Source organism: Leptospira sanjuanensis, from assembly GCF_022267325.1.
Taxonomy (GTDB): domain Bacteria; phylum Spirochaetota; class Leptospiria; order Leptospirales; family Leptospiraceae; genus Leptospira; species Leptospira sanjuanensis.
Map to the genome: position 1 here is coordinate 2,983,800 of NZ_JAIZBG010000001.1, position 26,024 is coordinate 3,009,823.

The window sequence follows — 26,024 nt, forward strand, 5'->3', positions numbered from 1 at the left end:
CCAAAATCGAGGTATTCAGCATGAAAAAAGCGTTCGCTCTATTAGCGGTCATTCATTTATTCTCCGTTTCTCTCGCGGCAAAAACTACATCCAAAAACATCGTCTACCAGGAAGGAGAAACGACCTTGGAAGGATACATCGCGTATCCCGATCTCGACGCGAAAAAGAAAGTTCCCGGCGTGTTGGTAGTTCACGATTGGATGGGAATCGGCGAGAATTCGAAGATGCGCGCGGATAAACTCGCAGGACTTGGATACGTGGCTCTCGCGGTGGACATCTACGGAAAGGGCGTGAAACCGAAGGGAATGGAAGAAGCGGCTAAATTAGCGAATTCTTATAAACAAGATCGTAAACTCATGCGCGCGAGAATTCTCGCGGCTTTTGAAACTCTGAAAGCTCAGCCGGAAGTCGACGTTCAAAACATCGCGGCCATCGGCTACTGTTTCGGAGGAACGGTCGCTTTGGAACTCGCGAGAAGCGGGGCGCCGGTTTCGGGAACGGTCAGTTTTCACGGAGGACTTGCGACGCCGAATCCGGACGACGCAAAGAATATTAAAGGAAAAATACTGGCTCTACACGGAGCGGACGATCCGTTCGTCAAAAAAGAGGAAGTGGAAGCGTTTCAGGAAGAGATGCGAAACGCAAAGATCGACTGGCAATTCGTTTCCTACGGAGGAGCGGTCCATTCGTTCACGATCAAGGACGCGGGCAACGACAATTCAAAAGGAGCGGCTTACAACGCAAAGGCGGACAAACGTTCTTGGAACGAGTTATTGACCTTCTTTGCGGAAACCTTCCGAAAATCCAGAGACTAACGCCGAACCACCGCTTCCCCGAGGACGAGCCCCAATGGCCGTCCTCTTACAAGGAGTTCATTGCTTTTTCCGAATATACTCGTTTCCTAATACGATCCCCGAACAACCCGGAATCTTGAATTGATCGAATTCGTTGTGGTCAAACGGGGTCGTGGAAAAGAAATACTTTCTGCAATCGGTCGGATTGGAAAAGAATCTCGGCTTTTTACCGAAATTAAAAACGATCAGCTTTCGTTCGGCGCCGAATTCCCGGAGATACACGAGCATGTCTTTGGGAACGTTCTCCTCGATCAAGGTCAGTCTTCCTTCCCGCAGCGCGTCGCTTTTATTTCTTAAATGAAGAATTCCTTTGTACGTATTCAAAAGGGAATCCCTGTCCTCCGATTCGACTAAAACATTCCGTTCCTTGTAATTTCCGTGAACGCGAATCCAAGGTTTTGCCTTTTTCGTCGTAAAGCCGGCGTTTGGTGAATCGTCCCACTGCATCGGGGAGCGGGCGCGGTCCCGAATGATGATATCCGCCAAACCTAAAAATTCGGAAAGAGTATCTCCCAACCAGCGATAGATTCTCGCGAGTGGATCCTGCGCCTCCGTAAGTTTGATCGTTTCGTTCGTCATTCCGATCTCTTCCCCGTAATAAGTAACGGGAACACCTCTGGCGGTAAACTGAAACAAAGCGACAAGCTTTCCTTTTTCGAGGTTGTTGTTGATCTTGCGCATGTAGCGTCTTTGATCGTGATTCCCGAAAACGTAGGTCGGAATGTACGGATACGGATAAACCTCTTCCATTTTTTTGATGATACCTTTGAAAAAAGTCGTCTTAAATTTCAATAGAAGCGTTTCGAACATAAAGATGAGGTTGAGACCGTCCCTCTTTTCACCTAAGTATCGTTTGATGATATGATCGTCGCCCGCGACCTCTCCGACCGAAAAACGATCCCCGTTGAATTCTTCCAAAACGGCACGGAGTTCTTTCGCAAATTCGAAGTTATTCGGATGATTTACCGTATAAACGCGGCTTTGAAAATAACCGTCGTGATCGTTTTCCGAAACGATGTATTTAAACCGAAACGGATTGTCCCGAAAATGCCTGTCTTTATAGATCGCGTGAAAGATATCGAGACGAAAGCCGTCCACGCCCTTCTTCAGCCAAAAACGTAGAACGTCGAACATCGCCTTTTTGACTTGAGGATTGTAGTAATTCAGGTCGGGTTGAAAATCCAAAAAGCTCGCGAGATACCATTGATCCGTTTTCTTATCGTAGTTCCAAGCCTTGGGAGTGACGAACGAGCTCCAGTTGTTCGGCGGTTTATTCTTCCCTTTTCCGTCCCTCCAGATATACCAATCCCGTTTCGGATTGTCGCGGCTTGAACGGGATTCCTTAAACCAATCGTGTTCATCGGAAGTATGATTCATCACCATATCGAACACGATCTTCATTCCCCGCTTGTGAACTTCCTTTATTAGCTTTTCCGCATCCTGAACGGTTCCGTATTCGGGAGCCATCGAGTAATAGTCGCTAACGTCGTACCCGTGATCCATCTGCGGACTTTTATACATCGGAGAAACCCAGATCGTTTCAAAACCCAGATCGCGAAGATAATCCAACTTGGAGATAATTCCCGGAATGTCTCCGATTCCATCTCCGTTGGTGTCCGCAAAAGAGCGGGGGTAAATCTGATAGATCGTGGTCTTTTGCCACCACTTATCGAGTTGATCGGATGATTTCTTTTTGAAAGTTTTTTTCTTAGCGGTCATAGATCTTCGGGCTTTAATGGAATCAAAAATATTAGAATGAAGGTTGTCAAACGGTATTACGGACGATCGTCGAACGTAAACGCGCGAACATCAGAACGTTCAATCGTAATATTTCTCGGAAATCCCGATAATTAGACCTTCTGTCTCTTAACAAGAGAGACGCTATAGGGAGAATTTCTAACGGAACCAGAAACGCTTTTTTCGGAAGAATGAAAAATTTTTAGATTGACGAAAACTTCATTTATTTCGACATCGAAATAAATGAAGCAAGAATTCGCAATCCATCTTCTTTCGAGAACCAGAGACAGAATCCAAAAATTCCTAACGAAAGAATTCGAAAAGGAAGGAATCAAGGATCTCGTTCCCGCACACGGAGGGGTTCTTTACGCTCTTGGAGCCGCGGGAGAAATGACGATGAGCGAACTCGCATCGACGTTGGACCGGACCAACTCCACGGTCACGGCCTTATTGGACAAGATGGAGGAATTGAAATACGTGAAACGAATTCAATCCGCCGACGACGAACGGGTTTTTACGGCCGTGTTGACGGCCAAGGGAAGATCGACTCGGGAAGCCGTGTTACGCGCTTCGCAAACGACGACTCAAAAACTCTACAAAGGTCTTCTCCCTGAAGAAAAGGAAACCTTTATCCGTCTTTTGGAAAGAATTCATTCGAATTTTGAAAAGTGAAATTGTTTCGATTTTTGCAAATTATTTCGACATCGAAATAAATGGAGGAATGTATGTTTCGGAATAGAACGATCGTAATCACCGGTTCCGCGCGCGGAATCGGAAAAGTCACGGCAAAGAATTTTTTAAACAAAGAAGCGACCGTAATCGTCTCCGACTTGGACCCGATCCAAGTGGAAAAAACCGTTCACGAACTTTTGCAGATCGGCAAAGGAAAGGTTTTCGGAAAACTCTGCGACGTGCGCGACAAAGCCCAAGTCAAGGAACTCGCCGAATTTGCGTTTCAAACGACGGGAAGATTGGACGTTTGGATCAACAACGCCGGCATCATAAAGGACGATCTTCTTTTGCGGATGAGCGAGGAAAAATGGAACGAAGTCTTCGACGTAAATCTCAGAGGCGCTTTTTTCGGAACACAGGCCGCGGCAAAGTATATGATAAAACAGGAATATGGAAGAATCATAAACATCGGTTCGGTGTCCGGGTTTTACGGTAACGGAGGACAAGCGAATTATTCGTCCGCGAAAGCGGGCCTCATGACTCTGACGAAATCCTCCGCGAGGGAACTCGCCTCCCGGAACGTCACGGTCAACTGCGTCGCTTCCGGTTTTATCGACAACGACTTTGCCGCAAACGTTCCGAAAGAAGCGCGGGAAAAGATTCTCGATACGATTCCCCTAAAGATCGATCGGAATCCGGAAGAAGCCGTTTCCTCCGCGATTCACTTTTTTGCATCGGAGGAAGCGGATTGGATTACGGGAGCGACACTTCGTGTGGACGGGGGAATGATGATCGGCTTCTAAACGAAAGACCGATCTAAAATCAAAAGGAACGATAGAAGCCGCTTTTCCAATTCGAAGAGCGGCCGCGGCCGAAAATCAAACTGCGATCGCCTCCCCGCAAAGGAAGAATCAAAAGAACGAAATTCCAAACTACATCTTCCGAGGTCAAAGAACGGAAATTCCGATCTCGGAGAATCTCTTTCGATCGCAAACGAACCGGGCGATGTCGATCTGTTTGTGATGATCGAATAAGAACGTGGTCATCTTTCCGATCCATCTTCCTTTGTATTCCTCTTCCACGAAACGGATCCAAGCAAGAATATCGATCAGCTCGTGCGCCATAAATTCGTAATTCCTTCCTTCGTGGACGAACTTTTCCCGCGGGTTGAAGATCTTTTCTTCGTTTAACAAAATTACGTTTTCAAGCGTGAACGGATAATCCTTTAAACCGCCAGCGAGTCCGATTTGATAGAACTTCTCCGCTTCCGCTCCGGAGCGAAACGCGGTGGTTCTTGCGGAAGCGATATACGCGAAAATTTCGGGAGTCATTTCCGTTTGAATTCTCGAGTCGCCGACCGTATTTCCCGGATAACTTACCTGATGATCCAGAAACAAGGTTCCGCTTCCGTCGTCGGGTTCTAAAATACAATATCCTTTGTCCCAAAGGGTGACGAACGGTTTGGTTACGGTGATCTTCGGAACGTCTCCGATCTTTTGCAAATTCTCCAGAACCCCGTCCCAATAAACCTGGTTGCAATGATCGAACGTGGGAAAACTGGATTCTTCCAATTCGAAATCCAAGTACAATCCGAACGCGGATTGAAATGCGATCGGATGTTCGATGATTTTCACGTCGCCGAGTTGTATATTATGATTTCCTTTTATACAAAAAGACGGATTCAGCTCGTAACTTTTTCCGGAATGAGTAAAGCGGGAATAAGTGCCTTCGGAAGGTTTTACGGTAATTCGGGTCGGTTTGTTTTCCAGCGTCGAAATTCCGTTTATAACGAAGGGCTTTTGAATCGTGTAAGAAGCGTTTCGATCGACGGACAATCTCGAGTCTTGAAAATGTTCGGGAAACCGAAACGGATTTGCAAATCGGCTTTTTTTGAGTTCTGAAATTTTTCGGAGATCTGTGAGAACCTGCATTCTAAACGACAAAGGAAGTCGTTTTTTGATAAGAATGCAATCTTTAATCGGGAAGGAATGTTTCCGGGTGAAGAGTCCCACCCGGAAAAATGGAATTATACTCCGTAGAAAAGGAAGGACGCGATGATAGTCCAAACCCCTACTGCAATTCCAAAAATTCCCAACTTACCTTGGATCGGAGCCAATTTCGCTAAGAGTTCGGCACCTTTTTTCTTTGCTTCTTCGTTTTTAGAAAGAACGTAAGTGGAGATCGTTCCGAAACCGAGGATGAATCCGAGAACCGCTTGAACGATGTTTCCCGCGAGTGCAGTCACCCAGTAAATCGGCCAAGTTGGAAGCCATCCAAGACCGAGAAGTCCTTGGAATACGATTCCGTAGATTCCCCAGAAGCAGAAAACCAGACCGATCCAACCTTGGTAAGGTGAAATCTTTGCAAGCAATTCTTTTGCGTCCGGTTTTTTTGCCAAAAGCAGGGAAGGCACAGCAAGGATGCTGAGCACGATGAGTGTAATTCCTGATACCATTTGTATCTCCTGTTGAATTGAATTAGATTCAAAATCTTTTTACTGTTTCATTTTGCGTAAAAAGATCGTATGCATCTATCAGATCGATTAACTCTTACCTAAGTCATTTTTTGCTCGTTTTTTAGGTTTTGTTCCTCGTTTTAGGACTTTCTTTCTTTTTTTATAAGAAAATCATCGAACGATCATTCAGCGCAACCGACCTTTCGCCAAAAAAGAATCAGCAATTTCTCAATCATTTTCGGAAACAAAAATCGGTTTTTTGAAAATGACGCATAAATTTATCTAATGATCTTATAATATGATAAAGAATATATAATTCAAAATATAGCTTATTGCCCAATGAATATACTTCCAGCGAACGCTTTCATTCTTGGCATACAAAACGATTTGGTTTTATCAGGGTTGATTCCAAGTTACAAAACGGGAGTTCGCATAACGTTGTGAGTTCCGACTTCGAATTTTGCTGAAGTTCGGAAGTTCGGCGCTGCGGATCGGGAAAGCATTTTTCAATTCATAAATCCTTTTTCCGAAAGAGGTCGTTCCGACTCAGGAGAATTTTAAGCATGGCTCCGGCTTAGAGATTTCTGTGCGTAACCGGATCTTAAATCTTTGCTTCGGGAGAATTCTCCCGCGAACCAAGGAAGTGTTCCGAAGAACGGAATGATTCTTGTTGGTTGTGGGAACTCTTACATCCTCCCATTGACCGGAAATTCTCCCTTCAGATGTTGATCCGACTGAAAAACCTCGAATTCCAGAAAGAGGAAGGAGTTCCTACAAATCTAAAAAACATCGATTGCGGCCGCGTCCTCAGATTTGATCGTATGAGTTCCCACATTCTCCGGAAAGAACGGTGGACAACCACAATTCTCCATTTTGGGCGTATGAGTTCCCACAAAATTCGGTCAAACGGGCAAACCTCGCTTCCCGTACAAGCGTTTTTCGATTTTCCCCTTGACCGTCGGGGGACGTCGACCAGATTGGTTGAAAACGACTTAAAACAGGCCGGACGGATATGTACGCTATTATTTCAGTTGGAAACAGACAATACAAGGTAACCCAGGATCAGGAATTTCTGACCGAAAAAACCGGCAAAAACGCGGGTGAATCCTTTGACGCAAAAGTTCTTCTTTTCGCGGAATCCAGCAATAAGGTTCATATCGGACAACCTGAGCTGAAAACGGCTCGTGTTTCCTTAAAAGTTCTCGAAGACGTAAAAGGTGACAAAATTCACGCTTACGTTTACAAAAGAAGAAAGAATTATCAAAAAGCTTGGGGCCACAGACAACAGCTCCAAAAAGTTAAGGTCGTTTCTCTCTCCGCAGTTTGATCGCCATTCGGATCACTCGCAAAGGAGAATTTTATTCTTCCTTGGAAAGCGAGGGACATTCTCCCGCTTCTCTTGGAAAAAAAGGCGAGAATCTTCTCTGCTCTGCCGTCTCGGTTCTGGTTCAGACCTTATATCTGCACCTCCTCCAATCCGGCAAAGTGAAACCGGCAGAAATCCGCGACGGATATCTTCGGTTCGAGGTTCTCGAGCAAGACGCATTGATACAAACTAGTTTTGATTTGGTTCTTACCGGGCTAAAAAACCTCAAGAATCAATATCCGACAGAAATTGAACTGATAGGAGTACCTGAAAATGGCACATAAGAAAGGTGGTGGATCTTCTAAAAACGGCCGGGATTCAAATTCCCAGAGACTCGGCGTAAAACGTTTCGGCGGCGAATCCGTTCTCGCAGGAAACATCCTCGTTCGCCAAAGAGGAACAAAGTTCCGCCCCGGCAACAACGTTGGTCTCGGAAAGGATCACACTCTCTTTGCTCTCGTTCACGGGAAAGTAAAGTTCGAGATGGTATCCAAATTGAAAATGCAGGTTTCCGTTTACCCGGAATAAACCCCTATATTTCAACAAAAACCGGATGAACCGCAGTCTCCTGCCCGCTTCTGGGTCCGGACTCTGCGGTTTTTTGTTTTATTAGGTAATTTAAGAATTTAGAATATTCGATTAAAAGCATGGAATCCTTTGTAGACGAAGTCGCCATCGAAGTGTTCGCCGGTCACGGCGGAGCAGGTTCCGTTCATTTCCGCAGGGAAAAATACGTCGAGTTCGGCGGTCCCGACGGCGGAGACGGAGGAATCGGCGGAAACGTGATCATTCGTCCGAATCTTTCCATGTACACACTGGACAAATATCTTTCCAAAAGAAAGTTCAAGGCGGAAGCCGGTTTTCCCGGAGTAGGCGACAATTGTTCCGGCAAAAAGGGAGAAGACCTGATTCTTTTCGTTCCTCTCGGAACTCAAATCTACGACGAGGAAACGGGCGATCTTCTTTTCGATTTCGTTTCCGACACGCAGGAATTCGTAGTCGTTCGAGGCGGCCGAGGCGGAAAAGGAAACACTCACTTTAAATCTTCCACGAACCAAACTCCCCGCTTCGCACAACCCGGAGAAGAGGGAGAATATAAATTTCTACGTCTTTCGTTGAAACTTTTGGCCGACGTCGGGATCGTCGGTCTTCCGAACGCGGGCAAATCCACACTGATCTCAAAGATCACGGACGCACATCCTAAGATCGCGGGTTACGCATTCACGACTCTTTCTCCGAACCTCGGTGTTGTTAAGCGAAGAGGAGATATCTTCCGTTTTACGATCGCGGACATTCCGGGCATCATCGAAGGCGCGAGCATGGGAATCGGTCTAGGACTTTCGTTTCTTCGTCATATCGAACGAGTGAAAGGAATCTTATATCTGTTCGACGCGTCCTCTTTGGATATCGAAGAGGATTTAAAGATGCTCAGAAACGAACTTTCCACATACAATCCGGAACTTCTCAAACGCCCTTACTTGATCGTATTGAACAAAATCGACGTGTGGGACGATCCCGAATTCACCAAGGACGTAATCCAAAAGGTTTCCCATCTCGGCAAGGTGATCGCGATCTCCGCGGAAAAGGAAATAAACTTGGAAGAACTTTTAATCGCCATGGACGAAACCTTTTTTAAAGACGAAATCGAAAAGGTTTTAAATCCAAATTCCAAACTTGCCTACTTTACGGAGGATGGAAACGATACGAACACGGAGAATTCTTCTGCGAACGCTGCGGAGTTCGATGATTCTTCCGAAGATTCCCCTTCTTCCAGTCAAAAGGAGTTCCAAGAATGAATTCATCCATCTTAGAACGCTCCGTCCTTTCGGAAAAAATCCGTTCCGCCGAGATGATCGTAATCAAGGTCGGTTCCGCGAGATTGTCCGGTCCTTCCTCGGAAGTGAACGACTTTCTCTTTCAATTGGTAAGCGACATCCGTCATCTCCGAGATCTCGGTAAAAAAGTGATCCTCGTTTCCTCCGGAGCGATCGCAAGGGGAAGACTTTTGTTAAGCGAACTCCCCTCTTCCATCTCCTCGGGAGATTCCCTTTCCGAAAAACAAGCGTTAGCCGCCATGGGCCAAAACCGCCTCGTCAATCTATACGACAGTTTTTTTTCCAAGGTGAATCTGAGCATCGCGCAGATTCTTTTCGGCGTTTTGGATCTCGAATCCAAAGAAGGTTATAAAAATCTAAAGAATACGTTCACTCAGCTTTTGGAATGGGGAATTCTTCCCATCGTGAACGAAAACGATTCCGTTGCGACCGAAGAGGTGAAATTCGGAGACAACGATATGCTCTCCGCTTTGGTAAGTCTGATCGTAGGCGCGGATCTTCTCGTCATTCTTACCGGCGTGGACGGATTTTTGAAAGAAGAGAAGGTCGTATCCTTTTTGGGAAAAATCACCAAAGACGATTTGAATCTCGCCGGCGGTCCGAGCGGTCCCGGAACCGGCGGCATGTTTACCAAGCTCAAATCGGCGGGTTTATTATCCGAAGCCGGAATTCCGACCGCGATCTTAAACGGAAAGAAGATGCACGTGATCCGGGAGTTTTTGAACGAAAACGAAATCGGAACATTAGTCGCTCCTTCCGGAAACCGGGTATTTTCGGAAGAGGACGTAAAGGAAATCATTCGTAAGAATAGAAACGCGAACGGAAACGGGGGAAATCATACATGAAAGAAATCGAATACGTTGAAGACCTTTGTTTACGCGCGAAAAAAGCTTCCAGAAGTTTAAAGGCGCTTCCTTCTTCCAAAAAGAATAAGATTCTCGCTGATCTCGCTGATCTGTTGGAAAAAAGAAAATCCGAAATTCTCGCGGCAAACGAACGGGATCTCAAAGACGGTAAGGAAAAAAATCTTTCCGCGGCCTTGATGGACCGTCTTTTGTTAAACGACAAGAGAATCGCAGCGATGGCTTCCGCGGTTCGAGAAATCGTAAGCCTCCCCGATCCTGTGGGAGAAGTTACGCGCGGTTTGACTCTTCCCAACGGCCTAGAACTCGTTACGAGACGGGTTCCGCTCGGGGTCGTAATGGTGATCTACGAATCGCGTCCGAACGTCACAATCGACGTGGGTGCGCTTTCCTTTAAATCGGGCAACGCGTGCATTCTTAGAGGAGGAAGCGAAGCGTTTCACTCGAACGCGATCCTCGTAAAACTATTTCATGAAATTCTAAATAAAGAAGGAATCGACACAGGAGCGGTGACTTTCGTGGACAAAACGGATCGATCGTTTATGCTTCCCTTCTTTCAACAAACCGCGTCGATCGATATCGTAGTTCCGAGAGGCGGAGAAGGTTTGATCCGCTTCGTCAGCGAAAATTCCAAAATTCCCGTCGTTAAACACGACAAAGGCGTTTGTAATCTTTACATCGATCAGGACGCGGACCCCGGGAAAGTGATTCCGATCGTAATCAACTCGAAGGTGCAAAGACCCGGAGTTTGTAACGCGACGGAGAATCTGATTCTTCATAACGGATATCCCTTCCGCAAAGAACTCTTAGAAGCTCTTGCAAAAGAAGGTGTAGAACTTCTTCTCGATCCACCCGCTCTATCTTTGTTTCCGAAAGGAAAACCCGTAAGCGAAGCGGACTACATGGAAGAATTCTTAGATCTGAGACTTTCCGTAAAAACGGTTTCTTCTTTGGAAGAAGCGCTGGCCTTTATCGAAAAAACTTCCTCGGGTCATACCGAAGCGATCGTTACGGAAGACCTAACCGCCGCAAAAACGTTTACGAGTTCGTTGGATTCCGCCGCGCTTTTCGTGAATTGTTCCACTCGGTTTCACGATGGAGGCGAATTCGGCCTCGGAGCGGAGGTCGGAATTTCCACCGGAAAACTTCATGTTCGAGGACCGATGGGGTTGGTGCATCTCACCACCACGACCACATACGTCAACGGAAGCGGACAAATCCGAGGTTAATCCTTGTCCGGTGAATCCAAAATTCTCACCGGAATCTTCGGAGGAAGTTTCGATCCTCCCCACATAGGACATTCAGGAATCCTAAAGTCTTTTTTTAGGGTAGTTCCCGAATGTAGGGAGGTCTTTCTGATTCCCAATCGGCAAAATCCCCTTAAAAACGAGAAGACGGCTTCCCCCGAAAAAACATTAGAAATGTTGCATATTTTCGCCTCCGAATTCGGCGAAACGATCCGCATCCTGGACTTAGAACTCAAACGAACCGGTCCGAGCTTTACGATTCAAACGATCTTGGAACTAAAGTCTTCTTATCCGGATCGGGAGTTCGTGCTTTTGATCGGAGAGGATAATTATTCGAACTTTGATCAGTGGAAGGATTGGAAGGAAATTTTGCGCCTCGTCCGCGAGGTTTACGTATTTCGTCGTTTTTCGGAAACGATTCCGATCAACGACCGTCTTTTCGAACAAGGTAGTTTTCGTTTTTTGAACAACCCTTTGATTCCGGTAAGTTCCACGGATTTGAGAATTTCTTTTGCTAAGTCCGGTTCCGCTTCGGCCGCATTGAATCGCGAACGGATTTCCGAAAAGATTTTAGCTTATATCGAGAAAAACGGCTTATATCGTACGTAGCGTTGGTATAAAAACATCGGCATTATACCGAACGATAAAGATGGGTCCGACGGCGCTTCTACGACATACAAAGATTTTCTCCCCATTTATACGCATGTCGTATAAATGCGACTCCACCCTACCTCAATTTTAGAATTTCCAAAAGATTCTCTCCCTACAATTTGGATTCATGAAGGCAGCCTTCTCCTACGACCCCGAAACGATCCGCAAAGCCTTGGGATTTCGATCCGGGACTTGGTTTCAAAAAGAATCACAGATTGTTACGATTACGACTTCCTCTGCGGAAGCGGAACCCGGTTCCCTCTTTGTCCCGCTTCGGGGAAATCGGGACGGCCACGAATTTATACGCGACGCGGTCGCAAACGGGGCGTCCTATTTTTTAGTGGAAGAAGATCATCCGATTCGAAACGGGTTTACGGAAGAAGAGGCAGCCAAGTCGATTCCCGTAAAGGACACGTTGATCGCTCTCGGAAGATTGGCGGAATTTCACAGACTGAGATACAATCCGATCGTAATTGCCGTAACCGGTTCAAGCGGGAAAACGACCACGAAAGAATTATTAGGGAATTGTCTCAAACCGATCGGCGAACAAGCATTAGTCGTCACGGAAAAAAATTATAACAACGAAATCGGCCTTCCGTTCACCCTATTCCGGATCACGGATCGAACTCGAATCGTAGTCTGCGAACTCGGTATGAACCACAAAGGGGAAATTTCCAGATTAACCCGGATCGCAAAGCCGGATCACGCCGTTATAACTACGATCGGAACCGCGCATATAGAATTCTTAGGCAGCCAAAAAGGAATCGCAAAGGCCAAAGCGGAAGTCGCGGAAGGTCTTACAAAGGGCGGCAAACTCTTTTACCCAAGCTCGGGAGAATATTCTAAAGTTCTAAAGCGAAAGCTCCGCAAACACGGCGGGAAACTCGTCCTTGCGGAACCGGGGAAAACGTTTTCCGTCCTCCAAAAACGGCCGTCCGGATTCTTATTAAATTACAAAGACAAAGAGATAGAATGGAATCTACCCGGAGAAAAACTTTTGGGAAACGTGGCCGTCGCGGTTTCCTGTTTGGAAGCGATCGGAACCCCGATCGAATGGATTCAAGACGGAATCTCCTCGTTTCGTTCCGCAAATAAGCGACTCGATTTTCAAAGCGGCAAATACAACGTAATCAACGATACGTATAACGCGAACTACGAATCCATGCTTTCTTCCTTGGAAGTAGCGGATCAACTCGCGGACAAAAAGGAATTCTTCGTCGTATTAGGCGATATGAAAGAACTCGGAAAACATTCCTCCGAATTCCATAAAAAACTCGGCAAATTCTGCGCGGGCTTTCCGAATCTCAAAGGCCTATTTACGTTTGGAAACGATGCTCGTCTGATACGGGACGAATTTGTTAAACGAACTTCGTCGCCGCGGTTTGCGGAACATTTCCCGGAAACGGAAGAAGGTTTGAAGGAACTCGTTCGAACCTTTACGGACTCGGTCCCGGAGGGTTCCGTGGTTTTAGCGAAAGCGTCCCGAGGAATTCGACTCGAACGCTTCGTAGAAGCGCTTCCGGTTTAGTTCTTGCAAACCTCTTTACGCACAGAAACAGTTTCAGAAGGAGAATCCAACTTGAACGCAAAAGTCGCAATCATCATGGGCAGTCATTCCGATTGGGAAACGATGAAGGAAGCCGAGTTGATCCTGAAGGATTTCGGCGTGAGGGCCGATAAAGAAATCGTTTCGGCTCACAGATCCCCCGAACTTATGTTGGAATTTTCCAAGAACGCGAAACAAGCCGGTTACTCTGTAATCATCGCCGGAGCCGGCGGAGCCGCTCACCTTCCCGGTATGGTTGCGTCGATGACCACCCTTCCCGTATTGGGAGTTCCGGTTCAAAGCAAAGCGCTCAACGGACTAGACAGCCTTCTTTCCATCGTTCAAATGCCGGGAGGAGTTCCGGTGGGAACTCTCGCGATCGGAACGGCGGGTGCTAAGAATGCGGGCCTTCTCGCTCTGAGAATTCTTTCCTTACAAAGCGCCGAACTTTCGGAAAAACTCGAACAATATCGTATCAAAATTCGAGAAGAGGCCCTTTCTAAAAACAAGGATCTTCTGTGAGCGGAGAAAACGTTCTTCTCCCCGGCGCCAAACTCGGGGTCATGGGCGCGGGGCAACTCGCGAGAATGTTCTGCTTGGAAGTGATTCCGTTCGGATACGAAGTTTCCGTTTATTCTCCCGAAAAGAATTCTCCCGCGGCGGGTGCGGGTGCCAACGAATTCGTAGCAGCATACGAAGACGTGACCGCGCTGACCGATTTCCTAAACAAGATCGACGCTCTTACATTCGAATTTGAGAATATTCCGGAAATTGCACTTTCCACTGTCGAAAACTTTTCCAAACAGACGGGACTTAAAGTTCATCCTTCTCCGAACTGCGTCCGAATCGCGCAAAACCGATGGAAAGAAAAAACTTCCTTCCAAAAGGCCGGAATTCCTACCGTAAACTTTTTTCCGGTGTTTACGGAAGAGGATAAACGTTCGGTTCCGCCCAAAGTCAAATTTCCCTGCATCTTAAAAACGAACACGATGGGTTACGATGGAAAGGGCCAGGTGAAATGCAAAACTCGGGAAGAATTGATTTCCGCGCTCGCCGATCTCAAAGAATTCAATCATATCGTGGAGGAATTTTTTCCGTTTACGGACGAGGCTTCCGTAATCTTAGCGAGATTCGAAGACGGTACGATTTCTCATTTTCGACCGTCTCGAAACGTTCATAAAAATCACATTCTCGATCTTACCTTTCATCCCGGAGAATTTCCGAAAAGCGTGGAGGACAATCTTGTCGCCTATGCAAAAAAACTCGCGGAAACGATCGATTATATCGGAGTCTTCGGAATCGAGTTCTTTATCAAGGGAGAGGAAATTCTTTGCAACGAATTCGCTCCCAGACCGCATAATTCCGGACATTTCAGCCAGGACAGCGGAACACTTTCCCAATTTGCTCTTCAGATGAGAACACTTTGTAATCTTCCCGCGCCGACGCACATCCCCGTCAAAGCGGTCACTATGAAAAACATTCTCGGCGAAGATTACAAACCCGGCTCCGTTCTCTGGAATCGAGCATTAGAAAATCCTCATTATCACCTCCACCTTTACGGAAAAACGGAAGTCCGCGACGGAAGAAAGATGGGCCACTGGAATTATTCGGGACCGAATCCGGAATCCGCGTTTGCAGACTGGGATTGAAATATACGATTCTCTAAATGAATTTTGAAGGCAGGCATCGGCCCGCGTTTTCGATTTCAGGTTTGTCCCCGATCACTCGACCAACATAACCTAACGCGGCTTCTTCGCATGCGATAAACAATTTTTTAACTGCACGTCCGATTTCTTCTTGGCTAAACTATTGAATTTCTTCTCAGATGGTCCTTAGAGCGGAAGAAAGACATGAACCCCGAAATCAAAGAGGAATATCACTCGAACGCGTCGATTGTTAAACGCATTCCGTTTTTCTTATGAAGAATATTTTAGAAAACCGTTCGGCCGGTAAACGAACTTACGTCCCCGCTGTCGTGCGACGGCAGGGATTCGCTTAACAAAATTTATACAGCCGGTTTTCCGATCGAGAAATATTGAAACCCTTGTTTTTTCATCGATTCCGGAGAATACTGATTTCTTCCGTCGAAGATCACGCTTTGTTTCATCAAGCTCTTCATTTTCCCGAAATCGGGTTCTCTGAATTCTCTCCATTCGGTTAAAAGAAGAAGAGCGTCCGCGTCTTTGAGAGAGGAATAAGCGTCGTCCGCATATTGCACCTTCCCTTCGAAATAATGACCCGAAGTCTCTTTAGAAACCGGATCATAAACCTGTAACTTTACGTTTTTATCATGTAGTTTGAGCAAAAGAGGAATCGAAGGAGCCTCTCTCATATCGTCCGTTCCCGGTTTAAAGGAAAGCCCCCAAACCGCGAAGGTTTTTCCGGCAAGACCGGATTCTCCGTAAAACTTTACGATTTTCTCATAGAGTCTGAGTTTTTGCGCTTCGTTGACTTCTTCCACTTTGCGGATGATCTGCAAGGGCGCGCCTTCGTCTTCCGACGTTTTGATGAGGGCGCGGACGTCCTTCGGAAAGCAGGAACCTCCGTATCCGATTCCAGCGTACAAGAACTGTCTTCCGATTCTGGAGTCGGTTCCCATTCCTTTGCGCACGTCTTCGTAATTTCCTCCGACGGCTTCGCAAAGATTCGCGATCTCGTTGGCAAATGAGATTTTCGTCGCGAGGAACGCGTTACACGCGTATTTGGTAAGTTCCGCGGAAACCACTCCCATACGGAGAATCGGATTTCCGTTGAGAACGAAAGGCGCGTACAATTGTGCGATGAGGTCGCCGGCTTTTTGCGTTTCCGCTCCGATCACGACTCTTTCCGGACGCATAAAGTCGTCGATCGCCGCGCCTTCTTTCAAAAATTCCGGGTTGGAAACGACGTCGAATTCTTGTTTCGTTTCGTTGGCGATAATCGCTTTGACTTGAGCCGCAGTTCCGACCGGAACGGTGGACTTATCCACAATGACCTTGTATCCGTTGATGGATTTACCGATTTCCTTTGCGACCGCAAAGACCGCGGAAAGATCCGAAGATCCGTCCGGGAGTGTGGGAGTTCCCACAGCGATAAAAATGATTTCCGAATTTTCCACGCCTTCCTTGAGAGAAGTCGTAAAATCCAACCGTTTTTCCTTCCAATTGGTCAAAACCAATTCGGAAAGACCCGGCTCATAGATGGGAATGATTCCTTTTTTAAGATTTGCGATTTTCGTTTCGTCTTTATCGACGCAAATCACGTGATTTCCATATTCCGCAAAACAAGCCCCAGCGACAAGACCGACATAACCGCTTCCAATCACACAAACTTTCATATTGAGAACCAGGATTCCGGGCTTTCCGGGGTGAGAAAGAAAAATAAATCAGGAAGAAGCGTCTTTTTCCAGGCGACACTCGACCGGCAACCAAGCCGCGCCTTCGAATTTCGGGAGATCGAGCCGTTCCAACTCAAAAGAAAGAATCCCGTCCTTCCAAAGGTAATTGCTTCCCACGTGATTGTCTCCTTCGTGCAACGCGATCCCGAGCGAATACTTTCCTGCGGAAAAATTCAGAGGAAGTCGGAACTGCGCCCGGACCGATTCTCCCGCGCGGATGTTTTTCAACGAATTCCCGAGATGAAACGTGTTCGTCCCGAAAGCACGGATTCCCCGAGCGTCGTCGATGTGAAAACCGACCGTCAAATCGGGGATTTCCTTTTTGAATTTTACGCCGACCGTTATTTCCACTTCCGCTCCGACCGGAAGAATTTTCGGATTGATCCGGCCCTTGTGTTGAATTCCGACCGAAAGAGTTTCCACGGGAGAATCCTTCTGCAAAGGAAGAACGTTTTCCTGTTCGCTCCCCGCATCCGCGATGATCTGCATGTATTCGCGAAATCCATCGACGGGATCTCCGTCAAAAACCAGTTTTCCTTTTTCCAAAATGAGAACCCGGGAACAGACGGACTTTAAAAGTTCGAGATCGTGACTGACGATGAGCGTCAGAGTTCCTTCTTCCTGAAACGAACGAAAACGCTGCAGACATTTTTGCTGAAAGCTCGCGTCTCCCACCGCAAGAGCCTCGTCCACGATGAGAATGTCGGGTCTCGCGAACGTCGCGAGCGCAAAACCGAGACGCATCACCATCCCGGAAGAATATTGTTTGATTGGAATATTCTTAAATTCTTGTAAACCGGAGAACTCGAAAATCTCCTCCATCGAAGATTCGATTTCTTTCGGACTGAGTCCCCAAACGAGACCGTTGTAATACAGATTTTCCCGTCCGTCAAGTTCGGGGTTGAATCCTACTCCGAGTTCGAGGATGGATCGAAGAGTTCCCGTTTTTAGAATTTTTCCCGACGCGTACGAGGAAACTCCCGTGAGGACTTTTAGCAACGTGGACTTTCCCGCGCCGTTTCTTCCGATTAAACCGACGATTTCTCCGGAACCGATTTCAAAGCTTACGTTTTTCAGAGCGTCGTAACGCACGTCGTTCCCGAAAAAACCGAGCGTGAGTACGTTTAAAATCCGCTTGGAAGGGCCGCTAAAACCGGCGTAAACCTTATTCAGATTTTCTACTTTTAAGCTCAAAGATGATCCAAAATGACGGAATGAAATTTAGAACGGCTGAGAATTCCTACCAAAGGGAAAAGAATCAGGGACGGAAGAAATTCTTTCCAATGGAAAACGGGAACGAAGTCGTTTAATAAAACGTAACGGAAAACTTCCAAAGGAAAGTTCAACGGATTCCAAACGTTGACTTCCTGCAAAAAGCCGGAGGAAACGTATAGGATCGGCAGCGACCAAAAGAAGAATTGGGAGAGCAGTCGAATCAGAGGAGTGATGTCCCGGAGAATCACGTTGGCTCTCGCGAGATAACCCTGCACGAAAGAAAGCAGATATCCCGTGACGACCACGATCAAAATACCGAACGGGAAAAAATAAACATTCAATTTATCTAATGCAATCAGAACGGCCAGAATCGGAACCGCCGTCACGGCGAAATGAACGAGCATCTGCGCGTAAGGAATCCAAAGAAAAATCTCGGGACCCAAAGGAGACCGTTTGATGAGTTGTCTGTTTTCGGTAAGAATGGAAGTCCCGCGGATCATGTATTCCTGAAGAGGAATCCAAAACAAAAGACCGCTGAACGCGTATCCGATGAAGTCGGAAGCGGATTCGGGATTTCCTTTTAAATGAAGAAATAAAAAGACGATCGTATAGATCAGGATCAAACTCAGATTTTGAATCAGCATCCACGAGATTCCCAAGGAACTTCCCGCAAATTGTAAGGCGTAATCTCTCCGCACTAAGATCCAAAGAATCGGCAAATTTTTCAACACTGCGTTACGCCTGAAGAACCTTACCTTCCTTACAGGAATAGATCCCGTCAATTCCAAAAATCCATTGGTCCAAGAGGTCGATTCCGAGAGAATCCAACAACTTGCCGAAATTCTTATAAATCCAAATATCTTCTCGGCTCGGTTTGCAGCCGGATTCGGGATGATTGTGCGCGATGATCACTGCGGAAGCCGCGTCGTTCAAAATGATTTTCAATAGGTCTCGGCTTTGTACTCCGACTTCTTCCAGACTTCCGGTCGCAACGACTTCGGCGCGTAACACGGAACCTTCGGGTGAAAGAGTGATGAGAACGAAACATTCCCTGTTTTTAGGGATTAAACTTGTGGATAAAAAGTTCAGAAGCTGCTTGCTGGAATAACGTTTCCCTTTGAGCGCTTCCCATTTGAGGCGTCTTGCAAATTCGATGGCGGCGATTAAGGCGGTCGCCTTTGCGTTGCCGATCCCGGGAATCCTGCGAAGATCCGAAACTTGTTTTTGAAGAAGTCCGCCCAGTCCCTTACTTTGATGCAAGATATTGCGGCTCAATTCCTCGATCGGCTGAGCCCGATTCCCTCTTCCCAGAAGTACCGCCAAAAGTTCCCAATCTTCCAGGGATTCGGCTTCATACGCAATCCGCGTTCTGGGATCGGGAAAAGGACCCAACCTTTCAGAGAGTTTTCCGCTAGATTTCAAATCCGCTTCAGGTTGTTTTTGCTGAGCTCAGAAAGTGAATCTGCAAACCAGGTTCCTTTTTGAACTACTTCCCCTTCAAACGCTTCTTCCAGATAATCCGCGAAGGATTTAAGATTCGACTCACCCGCGCGAGTCCGTTCCTTCCAGTTAGGACCGGCACCGGCGAGACCACCGCGTTTTCTCTGGTAATTTGCTGATTCTTGCAGAGATCGAATGATCATAGTCTTCTCTCCATTCTTAATAAATTAGACGACATAAACAGATAAAACCACAGGATAATCCACTAAACGGATATGTATATACTAATCAAAATAGTAGTAAATGTCAACTCAAAACACTCTTTTTTTTCGAAAATCCTCGATTTTCGATCCAGAAGTCTTTTTGAGTCCCAAAACCCCGTGTTTTCCTCGGTTTCTGAATCCTATCTTAACGTTTCCCCCGGACAAAAACGTTTCGTTTGAATTTTTTTTCGAAAGCAATTTCGATTTTTTTTCAAAGCGAACGCTTGAGCTTCGTTGACGCGAACCGCTTCGAACGTGCGGAAAAAAGAATTCTCCCGTTCCAAAGTTTCCAAACCGACAAGGATTTTGTTTTGGGTTTGCCTCCTTTGCGTTTTCACAAGCGGTTTGCGTGCGGAAGACGACGAACACGAACGGTTTCGATCGGATATCGATCCGGCCTTCTTTCTTTCTCCGAAGAATTCCTCCCTTGCTTTGGGAATTTTGACCGAAGCAAAAAAGAAATTTCCTCCCTCGTTCGGAGCTTCCGGAGAATTCTTTGTCGCAAAACGAAACGAACATCTTTGGAAGACTTCGTTCGTTTATGTGAATCATAGAACCGCAACGGAAATCTCTCCGCTCGTTCATCAAACCTACGCGGGCTTCGGTTATTCTTTCGTTTCGAGGGAGAATTCTTTTTCTTCTTCTTTGTTTGCCGGTTGGGAACGCGGACAAAAAGACCTTTGTGTGATCGGGTTTCGATTGGAGATTCCGACTCGACAGTCGATCCATCTTTTCGGAAAGACCGGAGAAGAATTTCGAAACGTTTCTCTTTTACTGCATTCTCCATTGAACCGGGAACTTCGGTTGTTGGCGGGAATTTCAAGAACTTGGACGGAGGCTCATACCGAAGATCGTTTTACGCTCGGAATCGGATTTGCTTGGGGGAATGCCGCCGTTTCGTTTTTTGGAAATCAAAGCGCGATCGATCAAGACGTTTCGTTTTCCGCGCGTGCGGACGTCGGAGATCTTTTCGAAAAAGAATCCGATTCCCGAGCGACTCGGATTTCCTCCGCGAATCGCGTCGATCGCGAACCGGCGGTCGAGTATGATCGCTCTTACGGAAAAAACAAGGAAATTTCCGAGACGCCCGATTTTGTCCGAAGATCGTCGATTCATCGTTATACGAATGTCTCTTTAACACTGCAGGAACTTTTGTCGGCGGGATTTGCGCTGGCGGCCGCGCTGCGAATCTCCAAAGAAAGCGCGCGTTCTCGAAACGAATTCGCGGAGTTCTTCCGTTCCCTTTCGGAAAAAGAACAAACGAAGATTTACGTCCTTTTAAACAAGAAGAATCCGAAGGCGGCGCGGCCGCAGGCCGCGCAGAACAAGGCGCGCAAGAACAAGAAGATTCGCGGAGAAAAACCGTGAAGTTCGAATGCGCAAATCGAGACAAACGTTCACGGAGAAAAGTCCGAAAGGAAAATCCGTGAGCTCGCGAGAGAATTCGTTTTTTAGAATATTCCGATTTTTTACGATTCTTTCGTATTCGAAATTTTACGCGTCACGGTTTTCATTCCTATCCGCATTTTACTTTCTAACCTCAGTCGCATTTCTTTGCGTGCGGTTTCCGCTCGCCGCGGTTGAATCGCGGATAGGAGCGACCCTGGAAACCTACGAATCGAGATACACTCATACGGCAAAAGAGAATTGGTTTTTGAAAACTTCGAATTGCCCGATGACATCTCCGCAGCCTGCCCCGGTCGACTCAGTCAATTCAGCGACCTTCGAAGATGGAGTTTCGAAGACAACAGCTCGGAAAAATTCTGTCGAACATCCGCGATCCGTTTCCGGCATTAAGAACGTGATTCAGAAAGAGCCGGCTCGGTTTTGTTGGACCGGCTTTTTCGAAACTCGAAACGGAACCCCGCTTTTCTCCGCCAAAGTAGATCACAAATACGCTCGTGCGAGTTTCGGACATCGGTTTCGACCTCTGGAGAATTTTTATTTCCTGAGGGACAACGATTTTTACACCGCGCTTCCGGAGATCGATCAAGCCGTGCATCGTTCTGGATTTTTCGAGCTGATCTGGAAGGACTGGTCGTTCGGAGCGTATTATTCCGAACAAGAAGCGAAACGCGGAGCCGGATATTATCTTCTTTCTCCGAAGAAGTTATTCGAAGCCGCGTATTCTCCCGAGATTTCTAAACATTACGTTTCTCTCAATTTCCAATCGAAGAATTGGAATCTTCCCGGTCCGAAGATCGTTTCCAGAATTCAAACCGTCGGCGAGAAAAAGGAAATCGGCGGGACGTTTTATACTTCGATGTTTTCGGAAAGTTTGGATTCCGAATTTCGTCTGACCGGGTATCGCGGAAAAAGCGAGGATCTTTTCGCGCTCGACCCGGATCGGAACGAACTGAAAGGTAAGGCGGAACTCGCACGTTTTGCGATCGTTTCGCACTCCGCGTTCTCGATGGAATGGATTCGAGCGTGGAACCGTTCTTTTCCGGCTGCAAACTACGCGACTTCCGAAACTCCGTTCGAGGCGATTTCAAAATCGAATCCCTTTTTCGCAAACGAAACGACACGATCCTCTGTATTCGAAAATTATAATATTCCTTCCGCCTCGTCTTCAAAACGTTGGGAAATCATCGGAGGCAAGGCTCCGATGATTTACGATCCTTTCTACGGAGGAATTCTTCTTTCCTTGAGAAGTTATACGAACGAAACGATCGGCCGCGGACTTTATTACGGTTTATACCGAAATCGTTTTACGATCGAAGCGGGACAAGAATGGAGAATCAACGGAGACGCGATCACGGAAGGGAAATGGTCCTTTCGAATCACGGAAACTTGGAACTTAGAAGGCGCGTTTCTGTTTCAAAAAGAAGGAAACCGAACCGATTCGGTATTCGAGGCGAGAACCGCTCGAGACGAAACGAGTCTGATCTTTACGGATCGTTCTTCTTCGTTTCGTCTGCGGCTTTTATCGCCGACCATCGCTTTTACGGTGAGTCATTCCCGAAAGAAGGAAAGTAAAGGCGACGGAATTTGGATCAACTTGCAGGTGCAGTTTCCGTTTTAGTCCAACTTCACTCGGAATTCTTGGATCAAGTGAATGAGAAAGGTCATGATTCCGGAAAAGATGTAAAAGAAAATCAATCCGTAGATCAGCCAAGGCCAGCGGTTGAGTCCTACAAGAGCGAGCAGAATCGTGATTCCCGCCACGAGCAAAAACAATCTCGTAGGATTGAGCTTGGATCGAATGGCGGCCTGCGGTTTCGAATAACGTATGTTGGAAACCATCAAGATCGCGATCAAAACGAATCCGGTGATCGTAATCCAATGAGGAGCGGAGTTCGCATTCAAAAAGATCGGAAAAAATCCGACGGTTACGCCCGCCACAGGAGAAGGAAGCCCCGTAAAGGACTTCGGATCGTGTGCGACGTTGAAACGTGCGAGTCGATACGCGGCGCAGATCGGGAAGATCGCGGCAACGAGCATTCCGATCGGAAAAAGATCTTCCTTACCGAAGACGTCGATCTTGTATTCGCAAAGAACCATCTGATACATTAGATAACCCGGAGCGATTCCGAAAGCGGTCAAATCCGCAAGACTGTCCAGATCGGCTCCCAATTCGGATGTCGCGTTGAGCGCTCTTGCGGCCATACCGTCGAGTCCGTCGCAGAGAGCCGCAAGCAATATAAAGAATCCTGCAAGTGTGTATGCCTGTAACTCGCTTCCACCCCGGGAACCGGCTTCGGACGCAACGAGCATAGCGCTGAATCCCATCGTGAGATTTCCGAGCGTAAGAGTGTTAGGAACCCAACTGAGTTTGAGTTTCATGTAAAAATCTCCTGTCTGGACGGACTGACCGTAAAATCGATATCTCTCTGATAGCCTTTCTGAAAAAGATAGTATCCCAAAGACGCTACCATGGCACCGTTATCGGTACAATAAATTTTTCTCTTGGGAGTATAAAGTTCCACTGAATTCTTTTCAGCCCAAGACTGCAATCGTTTCTGAAGCGTGCCGTTTGCCAACACTCCCCCCGCGGCAAAGACCCGACGAATTCCCGTTTTCGCGACGGCCCGTTTGAGATTCCGTTCCACAAGATCGAACGCGGAATTCTGAAAGTTCCAACAGATCCTTTCCCGAGAAAGATCCTTTTGTTTTTCCAGTTGAACCATCACCGCCGTCTTGAGTCCGCTGAAAGAGAATGAAACCTCGTTGTGAGGAAGATTCCGAAGCAGCGGAGGAAGAATCGGTTTTTCGTCCGGAGCGGGAACATAGGCGTTCGCTTTCGCTTCTATATACGGCCCGCCCGGATAAGGCAGATCCAAAAGTCCCGCAACCTTATCAAAGGCTTCTCCCAAAGCGTCGTCCATCGTATCGCCGAGAAGTTCCATTCTACCAAATTCTTTCAATGTGTAAATGGCGGAATTCCCACCGGAGAGCAATAATCCGAGAACGGGGAATTCCGTGGGAACTCCCTCCAAGTGTAAAACGGCAAAGTGCGATTGAAGATGACAAACCGGTAAAATCGGAGTCCCGTAAACCATGTGAATGCAACGAGCCATCTGCGCACCGACCATCAAAGAACCGGTCAAACCGGGAGAAGAAGTCACAGCGACGTAGGAAAGGTCCTCGAACCCGATCTTTGCCTCTTCCATCGCTTCTTCGAGCAGAAGGTTGATCTTTTCCAGATGAGCGCGCGAAGCGATTTCCGGAACGATTCCTCCGTAGGGTTTGTGCAGATCGATCTGACTGAAAATTCTAAGACTGAGGTTCTCTTTCCCGTCGCGGACGATTCCGATGGAGGTCTCGTCGCAACTGGTTTCGATTCCCATTCCGATCATGCGTTTGTAGGTTTCTTTTCTCCGTCTTTCGGAGCACTGAGAATTTCGATCGCTTTACGAAGCTGCGGGTCCAGTTCCACGTCGGGGATTCCGTTGTGACTGTCTTGTTGGCTTCTGCTTTTGTATAAGAATTTGGCGACGTCGGTGGAAAGTTTGATTCCTTTTTCCGAGAGATACTTTTCAAAGAGGACAAAGTTCGCTTCGGAATAATTCGGATTCTTTGCAAGAAAGGCTTCGAGCATTTTCTTTTCGGCCATTTTGCGGATGTAAAATCGATCGTCTTCCGTAGGCTCCACCGATTTTACGACAACGTCGGGTTGGATTCCTTTTCCGTGAATCGACTTTCCGCTCGGAGTATAATATTTCTGAATCGTAAGCGCGATTCCCGTGTTATGCGAAAGAGGATAGATGTTTTGAACGGAACCTTTTCCGAAAGAAACCGTCCCGAGAATTTTTCCTCTTCCATGATCCTGCATCGCTCCCGCAAAAATTTCGGAAGCGCTGGCGGAACCTTCGTTGATCAAAACGACCAACGGCAAATTGGTGATTTTATCGTTTGCGGTCGTGGAACGGAACACGCGAACGAGTTCCCCGCCTCTTCCCCGCACGGAAACGATATCGAGATCCGGTTTTAAGAAAAGATCGGAAAGAGTGATCGCAAGATCCAAAAGTCCGCCCGGATTCATTCGGAGATCGACGATCAATCCTTCCGCGCCCTTATCTTTGAGAGAATTCAGTTCCTTTTTGAATTCGGAAAGCGTGCTGTCCTTTCCCATGAACTGATTGAGTTTGATATAACCGAGTTTTTCCTTTTCCAGATACGAAGAACGCACATAACGGATCTTGATCATTTCTCGGACTAACGTGAGAAGAATCGGTTCCTTCTGATTCTTTCGTTCGAGTTTGATCGACACCGAAGTTCCGACTTTTCCTCTCATGAGTTTGATGGAATCGGAAAGAGATAGATCGTGCGTGTTCTTTCCGTCGATTTCGACGATTCGATCCTGTGGAAGAATTCCCGCTTTCATCGCGGGTGTGTCTTCGATCGGCGATATGACAACGATGGCTCCGTCTGCGAAAGAGACTTCCATCCCGAGTCCTCCGAAACTTCCACGGGTTTCTTCTTGGAGTTGGGAGAAATCATCCTTATCCATAAATCGGGAATGCGGATCGCCGAGCGAAGAAATCAATCCGCGGATTGCTCCGACGTAGAGTTTTTCTTCGTCCACGGATTCCACGTAATCGCTATGAATGACGGACAATACTTCGTGGAAGATTTGGAGATAGGATTCTCCCGCTTTGGATATTCCTTTTACGGTTCCTGTCGGGAGAATTAGTGCGAAGCTGAGAAAGGAAACGATTCCAATCCAGACCATTCTTTCTTTACTTTTCATATTGTTTGATCAATGCCTCGTGCAGCGCGGGACTTTTTTCTTTCAGTCGATCCAATACACGATCGGGGTCCAGTCGATAGACGGAACAGGCTTCGAGAAAAAATGTGAGATCGTTGGGTGCGGCTTTCCCGGAAGAAGCCTTGAGGTTCGCGTTGATTCTCGCGATGCTGACCCGTTCCAGAACCCTTTTCAGATCGCCGTCGGTGATATCTTTTTTAGGAGGACTGCACTGGAGAACGAAAAGGAGGAGAATACAGAGGAAGAAATTTCGTTGAAACACTCTGTCCGAAGTTTCAGTCGAGTTTCTCCCT

General features: G+C 47.0%; 27 protein-coding genes. 15 read left to right on the top strand and 12 right to left on the bottom strand.

Translation table 11 applies throughout. The features are described 5' to 3' along the window. Window positions 1-20 precede the first annotated feature (20 nt). The gene (locus LFX25_RS13430; protein ID WP_238730690.1) at window positions 21-815 is read left to right on the top strand and encodes a dienelactone hydrolase family protein; all 795 of its coding nucleotides are present in this window, start codon (window positions 21-23) and stop codon (window positions 813-815) included. A 57-nt stretch (window positions 816-872) separates the two neighbouring features. Here LFX25_RS13430 and LFX25_RS13435 read toward each other — a convergent pair whose 3' ends face one another. Beyond that, the gene (locus tag LFX25_RS13435) at window positions 873-2,573 is read right to left on the bottom strand and encodes an alpha-glucosidase (protein ID WP_238730691.1); all 1,701 of its coding nucleotides are present in this window, start codon (window positions 2,571-2,573) and stop codon (window positions 873-875) included. Window positions 2,574-2,834: 261 nt separating this feature from the next. Here LFX25_RS13435 and LFX25_RS13440 point away from each other — a divergent pair, with 261 nt between their 5' ends. Both LFX25_RS13440 and fabG read left to right on the top strand, forming a co-directional pair. Continuing rightward, window positions 2,835-3,263 carry a MarR family winged helix-turn-helix transcriptional regulator gene (locus tag LFX25_RS13440; RefSeq protein ID WP_238730692.1) on the top strand — a complete coding sequence of 143 codons (429 nt, stop codon included), beginning with the start codon at window positions 2,835-2,837 and terminating at the stop codon, window positions 3,261-3,263. 53 nt (window positions 3,264-3,316) lie between these two features. Continuing rightward, entirely contained in the window at window positions 3,317-4,066 is a 750-nt protein-coding gene (gene fabG, locus LFX25_RS13445) for a 3-oxoacyl-ACP reductase FabG (protein ID WP_238730693.1), read from the top strand. Between the two features lie 144 nt (window positions 4,067-4,210). On the opposite strand, the gene LFX25_RS13450 is transcribed toward fabG, so the two are convergent. Both LFX25_RS13450 and LFX25_RS13455 read right to left on the bottom strand, forming a co-directional pair. Continuing rightward, window positions 4,211-5,194, bottom strand: a complete 984-nt coding sequence (locus tag LFX25_RS13450) for a UDP-3-O-acyl-N-acetylglucosamine deacetylase (RefSeq protein ID WP_238730694.1) — start codon at window positions 5,192-5,194, stop codon at window positions 4,211-4,213. 95 nt (window positions 5,195-5,289) lie between these two features. Next, entirely contained in the window at window positions 5,290-5,718 is a 429-nt protein-coding gene (locus LFX25_RS13455; protein ID WP_118956294.1) for a hypothetical protein, read from the bottom strand. Between the two features lie 1,012 nt (window positions 5,719-6,730). Here LFX25_RS13455 and rplU point away from each other — a divergent pair. From rplU to LFX25_RS13505, 10 genes are all read left to right on the top strand, one after another. Continuing rightward, the gene (rplU, locus tag LFX25_RS13460) at window positions 6,731-7,045 is read left to right on the top strand and encodes a 50S ribosomal protein L21 (protein ID WP_118956292.1); all 315 of its coding nucleotides are present in this window, start codon (window positions 6,731-6,733) and stop codon (window positions 7,043-7,045) included. Then, on the top strand, window positions 7,042-7,368 hold the full coding sequence (locus LFX25_RS13465) for a ribosomal-processing cysteine protease Prp (protein ID WP_238730695.1): 327 nt from the start codon (window positions 7,042-7,044) through the stop codon (window positions 7,366-7,368). Before rplU ends, LFX25_RS13465 begins: the two co-directional genes overlap by 4 nt. Next, entirely contained in the window at window positions 7,358-7,612 is a 255-nt protein-coding gene (gene rpmA / locus LFX25_RS13470) for a 50S ribosomal protein L27 (RefSeq protein WP_002629808.1), read from the top strand. The genes LFX25_RS13465 and rpmA overlap by 11 nt, the downstream gene beginning before the upstream one ends. A 119-nt stretch (window positions 7,613-7,731) precedes the next feature. Then, the gene (gene obgE / locus LFX25_RS13475) at window positions 7,732-8,880 is read left to right on the top strand and encodes a GTPase ObgE (RefSeq protein WP_238730696.1); all 1,149 of its coding nucleotides are present in this window, start codon (window positions 7,732-7,734) and stop codon (window positions 8,878-8,880) included. Further along, the gene (proB, locus tag LFX25_RS13480; protein ID WP_238730697.1) at window positions 8,877-9,764 is read left to right on the top strand and encodes a glutamate 5-kinase; all 888 of its coding nucleotides are present in this window, start codon (window positions 8,877-8,879) and stop codon (window positions 9,762-9,764) included. Before obgE ends, proB begins: the two co-directional genes overlap by 4 nt. Further along, window positions 9,761-11,011 (top strand): glutamate-5-semialdehyde dehydrogenase, encoded by a 1,251-nt coding sequence (locus LFX25_RS13485; protein ID WP_238730698.1) that lies wholly within the window; start codon window positions 9,761-9,763, stop codon window positions 11,009-11,011. Before proB ends, LFX25_RS13485 begins: the two co-directional genes overlap by 4 nt. Before the next feature lie 3 nt (window positions 11,012-11,014). Beyond that, on the top strand, window positions 11,015-11,638 hold the full coding sequence (gene nadD / locus LFX25_RS13490) for a nicotinate (nicotinamide) nucleotide adenylyltransferase (RefSeq protein WP_238730699.1): 624 nt from the start codon (window positions 11,015-11,017) through the stop codon (window positions 11,636-11,638). A 169-nt stretch (window positions 11,639-11,807) separates the two neighbouring features. Then, the gene (locus tag LFX25_RS13495; protein ID WP_238730700.1) at window positions 11,808-13,208 is read left to right on the top strand and encodes a UDP-N-acetylmuramoyl-tripeptide--D-alanyl-D-alanine ligase; all 1,401 of its coding nucleotides are present in this window, start codon (window positions 11,808-11,810) and stop codon (window positions 13,206-13,208) included. Window positions 13,209-13,259: 51 nt separating this feature from the next. Then, a complete protein-coding gene (purE, locus tag LFX25_RS13500) occupies window positions 13,260-13,748 on the top strand; it encodes a 5-(carboxyamino)imidazole ribonucleotide mutase (RefSeq protein ID WP_238730701.1) in 489 nt (162 codons plus the stop codon). Further along, entirely contained in the window at window positions 13,745-14,875 is a 1,131-nt protein-coding gene (locus LFX25_RS13505) for a 5-(carboxyamino)imidazole ribonucleotide synthase (protein WP_238730702.1), read from the top strand. Before purE ends, LFX25_RS13505 begins: the two co-directional genes overlap by 4 nt. A 356-nt stretch (window positions 14,876-15,231) precedes the next feature. On the opposite strand, the gene LFX25_RS13510 is transcribed toward LFX25_RS13505, so the two are convergent. From LFX25_RS13510 to LFX25_RS13530, 5 genes are read right to left on the bottom strand one after another with little or no spacing between them, the layout of a single operon-like run. Beyond that, complete coding sequence (locus LFX25_RS13510; protein ID WP_238730703.1) at window positions 15,232-16,542, bottom strand: UDP-glucose dehydrogenase family protein; 1,311 nt, start codon at window positions 16,540-16,542, stop codon at window positions 15,232-15,234. Window positions 16,543-16,590: 48 nt separating this feature from the next. Continuing rightward, on the bottom strand, window positions 16,591-17,796 hold the full coding sequence (locus LFX25_RS13515) for an ABC transporter ATP-binding protein (RefSeq protein ID WP_238730704.1): 1,206 nt from the start codon (window positions 17,794-17,796) through the stop codon (window positions 16,591-16,593). Further along, window positions 17,793-18,548 carry an ABC transporter permease gene (locus LFX25_RS13520; RefSeq protein ID WP_238730705.1) on the bottom strand — a complete coding sequence of 252 codons (756 nt, stop codon included), beginning with the start codon at window positions 18,546-18,548 and terminating at the stop codon, window positions 17,793-17,795. The genes LFX25_RS13515 and LFX25_RS13520 overlap by 4 nt, the downstream gene beginning before the upstream one ends. A gap of 4 nt (window positions 18,549-18,552) precedes the next feature. Then, a complete protein-coding gene (locus LFX25_RS13525; protein WP_238730706.1) occupies window positions 18,553-19,239 on the bottom strand; it encodes a JAB domain-containing protein in 687 nt (228 codons plus the stop codon). Further along, window positions 19,236-19,460, bottom strand: a complete 225-nt coding sequence (locus tag LFX25_RS13530) for an LIC12298 family protein (protein WP_010573985.1) — start codon at window positions 19,458-19,460, stop codon at window positions 19,236-19,238. The genes LFX25_RS13525 and LFX25_RS13530 overlap by 4 nt, the downstream gene beginning before the upstream one ends. Before the next feature lie 315 nt (window positions 19,461-19,775). Between LFX25_RS13530 and LFX25_RS13535 the strand changes: the two genes are divergently transcribed. Beyond that, entirely contained in the window at window positions 19,776-20,888 is a 1,113-nt protein-coding gene (locus LFX25_RS13535; RefSeq protein ID WP_238730707.1) for a hypothetical protein, read from the top strand. Window positions 20,889-20,895: 7 nt separating this feature from the next. Beyond that, window positions 20,896-22,545, top strand: coding sequence for a hypothetical protein (locus LFX25_RS13540; protein ID WP_406600500.1), 1,650 nt, complete (start codon window positions 20,896-20,898; stop codon window positions 22,543-22,545). Here the strand turns inward: LFX25_RS13540 and pssA are convergent. From pssA to LFX25_RS13560, 4 genes are read right to left on the bottom strand one after another with little or no spacing between them, the layout of a single operon-like run. Further along, on the bottom strand, window positions 22,542-23,306 hold the full coding sequence (gene pssA, locus LFX25_RS13545; RefSeq protein ID WP_238730709.1) for a CDP-diacylglycerol--serine O-phosphatidyltransferase: 765 nt from the start codon (window positions 23,304-23,306) through the stop codon (window positions 22,542-22,544). The genes LFX25_RS13540 and pssA overlap by 4 nt on opposite strands. Further along, window positions 23,303-24,319, bottom strand: a complete 1,017-nt coding sequence (gene tsaD, locus LFX25_RS13550) for a tRNA (adenosine(37)-N6)-threonylcarbamoyltransferase complex transferase subunit TsaD (RefSeq protein WP_238730710.1) — start codon at window positions 24,317-24,319, stop codon at window positions 23,303-23,305. Before tsaD ends, pssA begins: the two co-directional genes overlap by 4 nt. After that, on the bottom strand, window positions 24,316-25,713 hold the full coding sequence (locus LFX25_RS13555; protein WP_238730711.1) for a S41 family peptidase: 1,398 nt from the start codon (window positions 25,711-25,713) through the stop codon (window positions 24,316-24,318). Before LFX25_RS13555 ends, tsaD begins: the two co-directional genes overlap by 4 nt. After that, window positions 25,703-25,993: an LA_1448 family UV-C exposure upregulated protein gene (locus tag LFX25_RS13560; RefSeq protein WP_238730712.1), complete on the bottom strand. Its 291-nt coding sequence runs from the start codon at window positions 25,991-25,993 to the stop codon at window positions 25,703-25,705. Before LFX25_RS13560 ends, LFX25_RS13555 begins: the two co-directional genes overlap by 11 nt. Window positions 25,994-26,024 lie beyond the last annotated feature (31 nt).